The sequence below is a fragment of the Parvularcula mediterranea genome (genome assembly GCF_013085255.1).
In the GTDB taxonomy this organism is placed as follows: Bacteria; Pseudomonadota; Alphaproteobacteria; order Caulobacterales; family Parvularculaceae; genus Parvularcula; species Parvularcula mediterranea.
Genome location: NZ_JABFCX010000002.1, coordinates 1,577,678 through 1,590,235, shown reverse-complemented (window position 1 = coordinate 1,590,235; position 12,558 = coordinate 1,577,678). Strand labels below are relative to the sequence as shown.

At 61.6% G+C, this 12,558-nt stretch carries 13 protein-coding genes; 4 read left to right on the top strand and 9 right to left on the bottom strand.

Annotated features, from left to right (window positions below; all coding sequences use genetic code 11):
* Window positions 1-3 precede the first annotated feature (3 nt).
* From HK107_RS08275 to HK107_RS08235, 9 genes are all read right to left on the bottom strand, one after another.
* Window positions 4-402: a response regulator gene (locus tag HK107_RS08275; protein ID WP_173198431.1), complete on the bottom strand. Its 399-nt coding sequence runs from the start codon at window positions 400-402 to the stop codon at window positions 4-6.
* 125 nt (window positions 403-527) lie between these two features.
* Window positions 528-1,379, bottom strand: coding sequence for a CheR family methyltransferase (locus tag HK107_RS08270; protein WP_198912336.1), 852 nt, complete (start codon window positions 1,377-1,379; stop codon window positions 528-530).
* 13 nt (window positions 1,380-1,392) lie between these two features.
* A complete protein-coding gene (locus HK107_RS08265; protein ID WP_173198429.1) occupies window positions 1,393-1,860 on the bottom strand; it encodes a chemotaxis protein CheW in 468 nt (155 codons plus the stop codon).
* Window positions 1,853-4,225 carry a chemotaxis protein CheA gene (locus HK107_RS08260; protein WP_173198427.1) on the bottom strand — a complete coding sequence of 791 codons (2,373 nt, stop codon included), beginning with the start codon at window positions 4,223-4,225 and terminating at the stop codon, window positions 1,853-1,855. Before HK107_RS08260 ends, HK107_RS08265 begins: the two co-directional genes overlap by 8 nt.
* Before the next feature lie 5 nt (window positions 4,226-4,230).
* Window positions 4,231-4,596 carry a response regulator gene (locus tag HK107_RS08255; RefSeq protein WP_173198425.1) on the bottom strand — a complete coding sequence of 122 codons (366 nt, stop codon included), beginning with the start codon at window positions 4,594-4,596 and terminating at the stop codon, window positions 4,231-4,233.
* Window positions 4,586-4,897, bottom strand: a complete 312-nt coding sequence (locus tag HK107_RS08250; protein ID WP_173198423.1) for an STAS domain-containing protein — start codon at window positions 4,895-4,897, stop codon at window positions 4,586-4,588. Before HK107_RS08250 ends, HK107_RS08255 begins: the two co-directional genes overlap by 11 nt.
* A 98-nt stretch (window positions 4,898-4,995) precedes the next feature.
* Window positions 4,996-5,499: a chemotaxis protein CheD gene (locus tag HK107_RS08245; protein ID WP_173198421.1), complete on the bottom strand. Its 504-nt coding sequence runs from the start codon at window positions 5,497-5,499 to the stop codon at window positions 4,996-4,998.
* Complete coding sequence (locus HK107_RS08240) at window positions 5,496-6,533, bottom strand: protein-glutamate methylesterase/protein-glutamine glutaminase (protein WP_173198419.1); 1,038 nt, start codon at window positions 6,531-6,533, stop codon at window positions 5,496-5,498. Before HK107_RS08240 ends, HK107_RS08245 begins: the two co-directional genes overlap by 4 nt.
* A gap of 81 nt (window positions 6,534-6,614) precedes the next feature.
* Window positions 6,615-10,370 carry a PAS domain S-box protein gene (locus tag HK107_RS08235; protein ID WP_173198417.1) on the bottom strand — a complete coding sequence of 1,252 codons (3,756 nt, stop codon included), beginning with the start codon at window positions 10,368-10,370 and terminating at the stop codon, window positions 6,615-6,617.
* A 146-nt stretch (window positions 10,371-10,516) separates the two neighbouring features.
* Between HK107_RS08235 and HK107_RS08230 the strand changes: the two genes are divergently transcribed.
* From HK107_RS08230 to HK107_RS08215, 4 genes are read left to right on the top strand one after another with little or no spacing between them, the layout of a single operon-like run.
* A complete protein-coding gene (locus HK107_RS08230; RefSeq protein WP_233061180.1) occupies window positions 10,517-10,861 on the top strand; it encodes a HesB/IscA family protein in 345 nt (114 codons plus the stop codon).
* Between the two features lie 59 nt (window positions 10,862-10,920).
* Window positions 10,921-11,340, top strand: a complete 420-nt coding sequence (locus HK107_RS08225; protein ID WP_173198415.1) for an MAPEG family protein — start codon at window positions 10,921-10,923, stop codon at window positions 11,338-11,340.
* A 4-nt stretch (window positions 11,341-11,344) separates the two neighbouring features.
* Window positions 11,345-12,139 carry an exodeoxyribonuclease III gene (locus tag HK107_RS08220; protein WP_173198413.1) on the top strand — a complete coding sequence of 265 codons (795 nt, stop codon included), beginning with the start codon at window positions 11,345-11,347 and terminating at the stop codon, window positions 12,137-12,139.
* Window positions 12,136-12,537 carry a hypothetical protein gene (locus HK107_RS08215; RefSeq protein WP_173198411.1) on the top strand — a complete coding sequence of 134 codons (402 nt, stop codon included), beginning with the start codon at window positions 12,136-12,138 and terminating at the stop codon, window positions 12,535-12,537. The genes HK107_RS08220 and HK107_RS08215 overlap by 4 nt, the downstream gene beginning before the upstream one ends.
* Window positions 12,538-12,558: the final 21 nt, after the last annotated feature.

The window sequence follows — 12,558 nt, the reverse complement described above, 5'->3', positions numbered from 1 at the left end:
CCGTCAACCTGCCGCCGACAGTGGGCCGAACACTTCCTGGATGGCCTTGATGAGCTGGCGCGGCTCGAAAGGCTTGAGGAGATAGTTGTTCATTTTCAGGTGGACACCCTCTTCGAGGATCTGCCGGGTCGCCTTGCCCGTGATCAGAATGAAGCCGACCTTCTGGGTCTTCGGGTTCTGACGCAGGGCGTAAAGCAGGTCGATGCCCGTCATCTTCGGCATGTTGTAGTCCGAGATGACAAGGTGCGCGGGGTCTTCCCGCATCATCTGTAGTGCCTCGCGGCCATCCTCCGCATAGCGGATGTTCTGGATCCCGACGGAAGACAGTGTCTGGGTCACAAGACCACGGCTGATCGACATATCGTCGACGACCATAACCTTGAGGACTTTCGCCAGTGACATGCGTCGCTCTCTCTCACCAAAGGGCGGGTCCCTGAAGGGGGAACCCCTCTACAATCTAGAACCCCGCGGTTAATGCGAGGCTGACGCCGGAGCCCGAATTGGTGAACCGGCAAAAAGGATAAGGCTCAGCGCTGGACCCGGTAAGTGGTCAGGCCAGCCGATGTGAAGCGCTGCCGCGCGGCGCCTGAAATGCGCTCGGAATGCCCGATGAAGAGCCATCCTTCAGGCTTCATCTGCTGGGCAAAGCGCTCCCAAAGGACCGACTTCGTCGCCTCATCAAAGTAAATGACCACGTTGCGGCAGAAGATAGCGTCGAACTTCGTCGCCATCGGCCAGTGCTGCATCAGGTTGAGGGTCTTGAAGGTCACCATCCGCCGGACGTCGTCACCGATGACCATCTTCTCGCAGCTCGGACCCCACCCTGCCTCGAAGTAGCGCTGCAACAGCCGGGGCTCGACCGGAGCGACCACATCGCGGGTGTAGGCACCCTTCGTCGCCGTCTCGACGACGTTCGAGTCAATGTCGGTACCCAGAATCTGGACATCACGGTTCAGGAGCTCAGGCTCCGCATCGAGCAACGTGATCGCCAGGGAGTATGCCTCCTCTCCCGTCGAGCAGCCAGCTGACCACACGCGATAGCGCCCGCCATTGGCCGTCCGCTCGAGCGCCTCTTTCGCCAGCTCCCGCCGCGCGATCTCATAGTGGTGCGGCTCACGGAAGAAGTGCGTCAAGTTCGTCGTCAGCGCATTGATCAGGTGGTGCCGCTCGTCACGGCCTGACCGCGACTGGACGTGCACGACATAGTCCCGGAAGGAGGACATCCCGAGCGCACGCAGGCGCCTTGCCAGCCTCGAATAGACGAGGTTGGACTTGGTATCCGGCAGGAAGATGCCCGCATCGTCATAGATCATGCCCTTGATCTGACGAAAGTCATCATCCGTATAGGGAAACTCAGGGTTCCTGGCTTCTAGCAGCACTGGCGTTCAGTCCTCAGGCGACGTTGGCCATCTGTTGCGGCAGGATTTGCTTGAGGTCGATGAAGCGGATCATCTGCTCCTCGCGGGCGATGACGTTCTTGATGAAGGTCCGCGCCTGCTCCGAGCCGATGTTCGGCGTCGGCTGGAGGTCATCCGCCGTGATTGACATGATGTCGCTCACTGCATCCACGAGAAGCCCGAAGAGCTGCCCATCGATCTGTGCGACGATGATGACGTTCCGCTCGGACGTCTCCGTTGTATCGAACCCGAACCGTGCGGCGAGGTCGATAATCGGCAGGACCGCACCGCGCAGGTTGATCACGCCGCGCACATAGGGCGGCGCATGCGGGATGCGCGTTGCCGGGGTCCAGCCGCGGATCTCGCGCACGGACATGATGTCCACGCAGTATTCGTCATCATGGACCTTGAAGGCGATGACTTCGGTCATGGCTGCATTCAGCTCACTGACGGCTTCAGACATGGGCTGCCTCCTTCATGGCGTCCGGCAGGGGAACTCCCGCGCCGATCGCAGTGGATTCATGGGTCAGATCATTGACGTCGAGGATCAGGGCGATCTGCCCGTCACCGAGGATCGTCGCAGCTGCAACGCCTTCGATGCGGCCGTAATTGTCCTGGAGGCCCTTGATGACCACCTGGCGCTGGTCAACAATCTCGTCGACGGCGAAGGCGTAGCTCTGGCCGTTATCGTTCTCGACCAGCAGCATGACCTTGCCCGCAAAGTCGTCGATCGCTTCGCGGTAGCCAAGGGCATCACCGACATCGAGGATCGGCACGAACTTGCCGCGCACGAAGATGCACTGGTCGTTCTCACCGAGCTTCTGGATTTCATCAGCCTCCGGACGAAGGCTCTCTGCGATCACCGACAGCGGCAGCACCGCCGTCTGCTCAGCGACCTTGATAACCATGCCGTCGAGGACTGCGAGGGTCAGCGGCAGGGAGATCGTGAAGGTCGTCCCCTTCCCCGGCTCCGAAGCCATAGTGATCCGGCCGCCGAGCGAATTGATCTCGCGCTTGACCACATCCATGCCAACGCCGCGGCCCGACACCTGGCTGATCTCCGAAGCGGTGGAGAAGCCCGGCGCGAAGAGCAGCTGGTCGATCTCGGCATCGGTCAGGACAGCATCTTCGGTGATGATGCCCTTTTCGATCGCCTTGGCGCGGACCTTTTCGCGGTTCACGCCCTTGCCATCGTCACGCACCGTCAGGACTACACGGCCCGAGTGGTGCTCCGCAGACAGAAAGACCGTGCCCTCGGGCTTCTTCTCGGCCTCGATGCGCTCCTCGATCCCTTCGATGCCGTGGTCGACAGCGTTGCGGATCATGTGGGTCAGCGGCTCGGCGAGGCGTTCGATGACCGTCTTGTCGACTTCGGTCTGCTCGCCTTCCGTCACCAGACGGACTTTCTTGCCGCAAACCTGAGCAGCCGAACGCGCAATCTGGCCCATGCGCATGAACATGGAGCGGACGGGCTCCGCGCGGATGGCCATCACAGATTCCTGCAGCTCACGGGTCAGCTGGCGGAACTCATCAAGCCCGGTCGTCAGTGCACGGTTGTCGGTGGAGCCGTGAAGCTCTTCGACAGCCTGGCTCAGCATCGACTGGCTGATGACAAGCTCCGAGACGAGGTTGATCAGGCGGTCCACCCGGCCAAGCTCCACCCGGACCACAGGCTTCGGTGCCTGGACCTGACGCGCAGCCGGGCTCGCGGCAGCAGCGGCAGCAACGGGAGTAGGTTCCTCGGCAGGCTTCTCAGCCTCAGCCTCTTTAGGCTTCTCTTCAGCCTTCGGAGCATCGTCCTCAATCGCGACGGCAGCGGCCTGCGCCAGATCGAGAACGCTCTCGACAGGCTGCGGCTCAACCTCAGCGGGAGCCTCGGGCTCCACCACTTCGGGCACTTCCTCAACGACCGCAGCAGCAGCCTCAAGCTCGGCCTCTTCCTCAAAGTCGATGAACACCATCGCTTCGGGCTCGGACGGCTCGGTCACGTCAGGCGCAAACCCGACGCTCTGGCCGACGGACAGGGTGCAGTCCTCGGCCACGAACTCGAAAATCTCTTCGACAGCACCTTCATCCACCGAAGGATCAAGGGAGACCGTCCACTCGAAGTAGGGCTTCTCCGGGTCAAGCTCGTCAAAGCCCGGAAGGCCCGAGGCATCGAGCATCACTTCCGCTTCGCCAAGGTCCCTCAGCTCACGGATAAAGGGAGCCGCGTCGTTGCCGCGGGCGAAAAACTCAGGCTTCGGCGCAAACGCAACAATCAGCTCACGGCCAGCCGCCAGCTCGTCACCGTCCGCCTCGCCCTCGTCGTCCCCGCCGCTCTCGAATTGCGCGAGGATATCCATCGGATCCATCGGCGCAGCATCATCAGAGCCGCCGCCAAGGTCACCGAGGTTCATCGCCACAGGCTTGAAGACTTCAGACGCGTCGAACTCTTCTTCCTTGGGGTTCACCTCTTCGAAGGCGGAGTTCACCGCTTCGATCTCGGCTGGATCGGCAGGAGGCCCACCCTTCTCCGCGCCGACTTGCGTCCACAGAAGGTCCTTCCCGCGCAGGAACAGCTGGCAGAGATCAGGATCGAGCTTCAGCTCGCCCGAACGCACATGGTCGAGCGCCGTCTCGAAGACGTGGGCGCAGTCGGTGATACCCGACATGCCGAACGCGCCTGCGCCACCCTTGATTGAGTGGACAGCGCGGAAAGCGGAGTTGACCAGTTCTTCATCGGTCGCGCCCTGCTCGAGCGCGAGCAGATCCGACTCGAGCTTCTCCAGAAGCTCGTCGCATTCGAGAAAGAACGTCTCCCGAAGTTCTGCGAGCGGATCACTCATCGGGTTTAAGCCGCCAGCCTTTTGACCGCCGAGATCAGGCGCTCATCGTGGAAGGGCTTGGCCATCCAGCCGCTCGCACCGAGGCTACGGGCCTTGGTCTTGAGCTCAGGTGCCGTTTCCGAGGAGATCACCAGGATCGGCGTCATCTTGTATTGGTCGTTCGCACGAACGCCCTTGATGAAGCCGAGGCCATCCATCACCGGCATGTTCATGTCCGTCGTGATGACGTCAGGCTTCACCTCCATCAGGCGGCGCAGGCCGTGCTGGCCATCCTCCGCGAGGTGGACCTCGAAACCTGCATCCTTCAGGACGTGTTCAATCATGGTACGGACAGTCAGGCTGTCCTCAACCGCAAGAATCTTAAGCGCCACCCTGCACCTCTCCCATCGTCGCTACACCGATTAACGAGAGATCGAGACCCAGCGTCTCGGTGCTCTCGCGGAAGGCTGCCGACGGATCGACAACCTCGAATTCAAGTCCACGCTCGGACCAGCTCTTGTGAGCCGACGCCAGGATCTGGAGGCAAAGCACGCCAACCTGCTCGACCTTGGAGGCGTCGAGCACGACAGTATCGTCCTTATGGCCAGACAGCCGCTCATAAAGTTCAGGTGCCGCACGCGAGGCCAGCTTGGCGTCGAGCGTGATCTGACAGTATCCGCCGCCCTCACTCATGCCATGTGCCCTTTGCCCAGCCCGAAGACTCATGAAGAGCCGCCGGATAATCTCTCACGGTAAAGACCTAGCGCAGCGCGGTTACTGGCCTTTTAAGCTCAGGACGGAGATTGTGGTGCATTTGCGATGGTCGTGATCTCGCAAACACCAGTCGAGGGGTGAAAACGCACCCTGCGGGCATTGGAACCGCCAAAGTCCTTCTGTACGATCTGGATCCGTTCCTGACGCAGCCATTCAAGCGCGTATTCGGAGTTCTCGGTTCCGATGGGCTTCATATTGCTCAAGAGGTCCGAACCACCTGCAACGATCGCTCGAAAGCGCTGGCGGTCACAGCCGACAGCAGCAAGGTTCATGGCGAGCAGCGGCAGCGCCACGGTGCCATAACGCGTGTCATCAGCCTTGTCGCTCGGCGCTTCGGCGAGAAGGAAGTGCGTGATCCCGCCCTTGCATGCCATCGGGTCCCAGAGGCAGACCGCGATACAGCTGCCAAGCAGGGTTGAGTAGCATACGGACGGATCACCGCTCCACGCGATACCGCCAATGCCGATCAGTGTCGGCGGCGGTCCCGGCCGAGGGGCGTAGTCGCTGACAGCTCTCATCATGACGCGTCCCGCATACGTTCCGAGCGGCAGGGCTTGAGGAGTGCGTTCGCAATCTCACCGAGCGGAAGCGGCTTGTCGACTGCGCCCATCTCGTTGGCAACCCGCGGCATGCCGTAGACAACGCTGGTCTCTTCATCCTGCGCCAGGGTCACACCGCCCGCCTCGCGGATTTTCTTGAGGCCAGTCGCACCGTCACGGCCCATGCCGGTCAGAAGAGCGGCCACGCAATGCTTGCCAATGGCGTCAGCACCCGACGTGAACAGCACGTCGACGGAAGGCCTGAAGCCGTTCACAGGCGGCCGGTCTTCGAGCATCACGACGGACGGATCTCTCCGGCTGAGGCGCATATGCGTGCCGTGCGGAGCAATCAGGATCCGGCCCGCTTCGACCTTCATACCGCCGCGCGCCACGGAGACGCTCGGTGCACAGACCGAGTTCAGGCGTTGGGCAAAGAGGTCGATGAACTTCGCCGGCATATGCTGGACGATCATCGTCGGGGGACAGTTCTTCGGGAAGGTCCTTAGGACCGAAACCAGCGCATCCACGCCGCCCGTCGAAGCGCCAAGGAAGATGTGCTTCCTCGGGTTGAAGGAGATCTGGTCCTGCTCCGCCCGGTCTTCAGGAGCCTTGGCAGCACCCTGATCAACGGCTTCCTTGATCTTGTCAGGCAGCGCATCGAACAGCTCCGCCCCGGCCAGGCCCTGTGGCTTGAACAGGCAGTGCGCAGCGCCAAGCTTGAGCGCAGCGCCTTCGATCTCATCCATCGCGTCGGTCTTGGAGGTGACGACCACCACCGGAATAGGACGCAGGCGCATGAGCTTCTCGAGGAAGGTCAGCCCGTCCATCCGCGGCATCTCGATATCGAGGGTGACGACGTCAGGGTTCAGGGTCTTGATCGCTTCCCTTGCTCCGTAGGCGTCACCGGCATAGCCGACGACCTCCAGCTCGGGATCGCTCTCGACGACATGCGCCATCAGACCGCGCATCGTCGCGCTGTCATCGATAATCAGGACCTTGATACGGCGTTTCGCCATGGTGGATGCCAACCCCTAAACTCTCACGCGGGAAGCGCCTCCCCTCGGCGTCTTCCCCAATTTCACGATGCCTCTAAAAGCTTAAAACTCTTCCCAATTATCATCGTCGAGCTCTTCCGCCGCGCCGCCGGCGCCAGCGAAGAAGGCTTGGGCAGCCTCGCGCTGCTGATGAACCGGAGGAGGCGTCGCTGCCTCTTCCTCATCGGCAGGTTCCGCAGCACGCGGAGCAGCTGTCTTCGCCGTCTCGATCTTCACGCCGGTCTCGAAGTGACCGACCTTCTCGATCAGCTTGCCCGATGCCTCTGCAAGCGTGTGGCTCGCAGCGGTGGATTCCTCGACCATCGCAGCGTTCTGCTGGGTCACCTGGTCCATCTTGTTCATCGCGGCGTTGACTTCAGCGAGGCTGATCGACTGCTCCTGCGCAGAGGCTGCAATCTCGGAGACCAGTGCACTGACATTTTCCACACGGCCGACGATCTCGCCAAGGGCTTCGCCTGCCCGGCCGACAAGATCCACGCCGCGCGAGACCTGCTCGGAGGAGGTCGAGATCAGTTCCTTGATCTCTTTCGCAGCATCCGATGACCGCTGCGCGAGGGCCCGGACTTCCTGCGCCACGACTGCGAAGCCGCGACCCGCATCGCCTGCCCGCGCGGCTTCGACACCGGCGTTGAGGGCGAGAAGGTTCGTCTGGAAGGCGATGTCGTCGATAACGCCGATGATCTGGCTAATCTGGGTCGAGGACTTCTCGATCTCACCCATCGCGCTCACGGCACTACGGACCACTTCGCCCGACTCCTGAGCCTCAGCGCGAGTGTCCGTGGCGACCGTGTTGACTTCCTTGGCACCATCAGCCGTCTGACGAACGGTGGAGGTGATCTCGTCAAGCGCCGCAGCCGTTTCTTCCAGCGTCGCAGCCTGGTTCTCGGTCCGCTTCGACAGATCGTCAGCAGCCAGCGTAATCTGGCCCGCACCCGTCGAGATATGCGTCGCGGTCTCGGCAATCGAGCCCATCACATCGCGCAGCTGCGCAATCGCACCGTTGAAGTCGACGCGCAGCTTTTCGTACTGGCCAGAGAAGGCGTCATCGATCTGGCAGGTCAGAACGCCTTCCGACAGCTCTTCAAGCGCAGTCGCGAGACGTTCCACGACGTGGTTCTGCTCGGAAGCAATCACCTCACGCTGTTCTTCAGAGTTGCGGAGCTTGGTCACCGCAGCGTTGAAGTCATACCGAAGCTGCTGATACTCCTCGGGGAAATGGTCGAGAATCTCGAAGCCGAAGTCGCCATCGGAGAGCCTGTCGAGACCTTCCGCAAGCATCGTGACAACGCGCTCCTGCACATCGTCCTGACGCTGACGTTCAGCTTCATCTGCCTGGGCCTGAAGCTCCATGGCAGTGATGTCGGCTGCTGATTTCACAACCTTGTAGACCACGCCGTGAGCGTCCGTGATCGGCGTGTAGGTCGCCTGCAGGAACAGTGGCTCGCCGCCATTGCGCACGCGCTCATACTTGCCAGCAGAGGACTCACCCCGCGCAAGCGCCGCCCAAAAGTCACGGTACTCAGAAGACTGAGCGTACTCTTCCGTGACGAACATGCGGTGATGCTGACCAACGACCTGCTCTTCAGAATAGCCGACGGCGTCAAGGAAGTTCGCGTTCGCCTTCTCGATCACGCCCTCCGGGGAGAACTCGATCAGAGCCTGGCTCTGGCCGAAGGCTTGGATCATACCCACAGAGACCCGGGCCTCGGTAACGTCCTCCCACTGAAGGACCGAGCCGATCACCTCACCAGCTTCATCCGCAATAGGAGAAGCCGAGATGCAGATCTTCAGCTCGCCTGCATCGCTATCGATGACCAGCGGGTGCTCATCGGTAGACGCCACGCGGCCAACCACACCGGCGAGGTCAGCGTGCAGATCGCCAATGGCAGCACCAGTGATCTCGTCAAACGCAGTACCGAATGCTTCCGTCCGTGAACCGAAGAAGCCTTTTGCTGCTTCATTGACGTGCTCGACACTTCCGTCGCGCGCCACAACAATCATCGGCGCAGCGGATTGCTGGAAGGCAGAGCCTTTGAAGATGGCTTCGCGCGCAAGGCTCTCAACTTCAGTGATGTCGGTGGCGAACTTCATGACGCGAACAGGCTTGCCGCTGGCATCGAAGATCGGGTTGTAGGCGGCCTGAATGACGATCGTGTCGCCGTTTTTGCCCAGGCGCTCATAGCGGCCAGCATCGTACTCGCCCGAAGCCAGCTTCTCCCAGAATGCTCTGTATTCGTTGCTTGCGGCGTAAGCGCTGTCGACGAAGATGCGGTGATGCTCGCCAACGATCTCGTCGAGGCTATAGCCCACGGTCGAAAGGAAGGCGTCGTTCGCCCGCAGGATGCGGCCCTCGAGGTCGAACTCGATCACAGCCTGGGTCCGGTCCACAGCTTCGAGGACAGCCACCCGGTCGCGTTCAGCCACTTCCGAAGCGGTGATGTCAGCAGCGGACTTCACGATTTTGAAGACCTTGCCCGAGCGGTCCTTGACCGGGATGTAGGTCGCCTGCAGCCAGACAGCCTCGCCGTCCTTGCTCACCCGCTCAAAGCGGCCGGATTGGGCTTCACCCTCGGCAAGCTTGTTCCAGAAGGCGCGGTATTCATCCGAACGCGCATCATCAGCCGTCACGAACATGCGGTGATGCTGGCCGACGATCTCGTCCTTCTCATAGCCAACAGCTGCGAGGAAGTTGTCGTTGGCATCCCTGATCGTACCGTCGACGGAGAATTCGATCAGCGCCTGGGTCGTATCGAAGGCCTTGAGGAGCGCATCGCGGGTCAGGCTCGCGGTGACGTCGCGCCATTCGACGACGCTGCCCTCATAGTCGCCCTTCTTCGAGAAGACAGGAGCGGCGTTGATGCTGAACTTGCGCTCACCCGCATCAAGGTCATCTGTGTGGCGACCTTCAGCGAAGAGGCCCGCCTGCGCAGAAAGATCAGCTCCGGCAACATGCAGCGTCTCGCCGACCATCGAACCGCGAGCGATACCTGACCAGCGCTCCGCAAAGGCTTCGGACTGCTCCGAAACAAGGGCGAGGAATGCGTCGTTTGCGTCGATGATCCGTTGCTCGGCATCGACGATCACCGTGGCGACGGACGTCTTTTCAAAGGCAACGCCCTTGCGAGCCGCCTCCTGCGCGGTCCGCTCCTCTTTCGTGACCACGGTGAGGAACTTCACAAATTTCTTGGGCGCACCGTCTTCTCCAACCACAGGGTTGTAGGCAGCACGGATGATGACTTCAGAGCCGTCTTTCGCGAACCGGGTGAACTTGCCAGTGACGGCCTCGCCAGCCTTCAGCCTGCCCCAGAACGCATCGTACTCACGGGAAGAAGCATAGGCGGGATCACAAAACGTGCTGTGCGGCAGGCCTTTGATCTCGTCAGCGGAATAGCCCATCGCGCCGAGGAAAACTTCATTGGCCTCAAGGACCTTCGCGTCGAGGTCAAAGCTGATCCAGCCTTGCGTCCGGCCGACCGCTTCAAGCAAGGCGCCCTGCTCAGCCGCTTCCGCGGACGCAGCCTCCGCGTCAGCTTGAACTGCATCGCGCTCGGCATGGGCGGTGGCCAGGGCAGCCTCCGCCTCTTTTGCCTGCGCAGCGACCTCAGACGACTTCGCCGCGGCCGAACCTGCCCGGTTCATGGCCACAATCCCTAAGACCAGCGCACCGGCAGAGCCGAGCCCGGCCAGAATGAGGAAAAGGGTGGAAGTTCCGGCAAAAGCCATCACCACCACCGAAACGAATGCGATAAAACCTGCGATGGCAGCGCCGCCATTGGCGCTAGCGAAGCGTTCTTGCACGATGAATCTCTCCAGCCCTGGAGCGCATCCGTCCCACAACGCGGCTAAATTAACGTTAGACCGGTCCAGACAATTTGCTTTGCGCGGCACTGTGACATGCCCGGAAAGGCCTTTATTCCGGCGTCTTCCGCGCCTATCTGGGGGTCATGGAAGCGATGACCGAAGACAAGCCGATCACCATGACCGACCGCGCCGCAACGCGCGTTGCCGAAGTGCTGGCGGGGGAGCCTCAGGGCTCCATGCTGCGCGTTTCGGTGCTCGGCGGCGGCTGTTCGGGCTTCCAGTACGACTTCGAGATCGTCACCGAGAAGGGCTCCGATGACCTCGTGCTCCAGCGCGACGGCGCCACGATCCTGATCGACGAGGTCAGCCAGCAATACATGCCCGGCGCTGTCATCGACTTCGCCGACGAGCTGATCGCTGCCGCGTTCAAAATCGACAACCCGCTCGCCAAGTCAGGCTGCGGCTGCGGCACCTCTTTCTCCATCTGATCTGGCCGCGGGGCGGCGATTAGGGCTAGGGACGCTCCAAAAGCGTTTGAGGAAGTCCCATGGAAGCCATTCTCCCGCCTCTCTTCATTCAGGTCGCCCTGTCCCTCGTCATCCTCGCAGGCGGCGCGCTCATGCGCATCGTGCCTTCGCTCAATGACAAGGCGATGGCCCGCGAGGCCGCCAAGGGCCGGAAGGACGTCTTCACGCCCCAGTCGAAGCTCTGGATCGACAACCTCCAGAACCAGTTCGAGACCCCTGTCCTCTTCTACGTGGCAATCCTCCTCGCCATCGCCTCGCGCCAGCCGATCAGCGACGGCTTCGTGACCCTTGCCTGGGTCTATGTGATCGCGCGGATCCTGCACGCTGCGGTCCATGTCACGGTGAACATCGTGATGGTCCGCCTCCTGATCTTCCTTGTGAGCTTCGTCACCCTCATCCTCATGTGGGTCCAGCTCTACGGCCAGCTGATGGGGGCGTAACTCGGTGAAGATCGCCACCTGGAACGTCAATTCGATCAAGGCGCGCAAGCCCCGCATCCTCGACTGGTTCGATGATGCGAAGCCCGACGTTTGCGTCCTGCAAGAGATCAAATGCGTGGACGACGCCTTCCCCGCAGGCGATTTCGAGGAGCGCGGCTACAACGTCTTCGTCCACGGACAAAAGACCTATAACGGTGTCGCCCTCCTCTCGAAGCACCCGGTGGAGGACGTCATCCGCGGCGTCCCCGGCTTCGAGGATGAGCAGTCCCGCTATATTCAGGGTACGGTCTTCCCTGAGGACCAAGAGCCCATCCGCGTCGGCGGCCTCTACATGCCCAACGGCAACCCCGCGCCGGGGCCGAAGTGGGAGTACAAGCTCGCCTTCATGGAAGCCCTCACCCGCCACATGGAGGAGAGCCTTGAGGACGAAGACGCCTTCCTCGTGGCAGGCGACTACAACATCATTCCGACCGCTGAAGGTGTCTACGACCCGATCGGCTGGAAAGACGACGCCCTCTTCCGCCCCGAGGCAAGAGAAGCCCTGCGCCGGATGCTGAACCTTGGCCTCACCAGCGCCGTGCCAACCCTCCTGCACGAGCCCTACTATACCTTCTGGGACTACCAGGGCGGCGCCTGGAAGAAGAACAACGGCCTCTGCATCGACCACATCCTCATGTCCCCCGAAGCCGCCGACCGCCTCGAAGAAGCAGGCGTCGACGCCGACGCCCGCGACCCAGAGGTCGGCAACGGAGACACCAAACCCTCCGACCACGTCCCAGTCTGGGCCACTTTCGAATGACCCAATCCCGCATCATCATCTCCGTTTTCGGCCTCCTCGCGGTGGCTATGATCGGCTTCACCTATTTCTATGCCAAGAACGCCTACCCTTCAGGCGAATGTCAGAATACGGAGGTCTCGCGCCTGACCTCTCCTGACGACCGGTTCGACGCGGTGATGTTCGCCCGCCAGTGCGGTGAGAACGCGACGCCCTCCGCCCACGTCTCGGTCATCGAAAAAGCCGCCCCCCTCGATGAGGGCTTCGGCAACGCTGTCATCGTCAAGGGCGCACCCGGCGAAGCCTTCGGCCCGATGGTCTGGTCAGGCGGTGTCCTGGCCGTGAAGCTGGAGACGAACGAGGTCCTGAACGTCGAGACCAACCCCATCGAAGGCGTCGAAATCCGCCTGACGAACGACTGAGCAGTTATCCACAACGGCAGG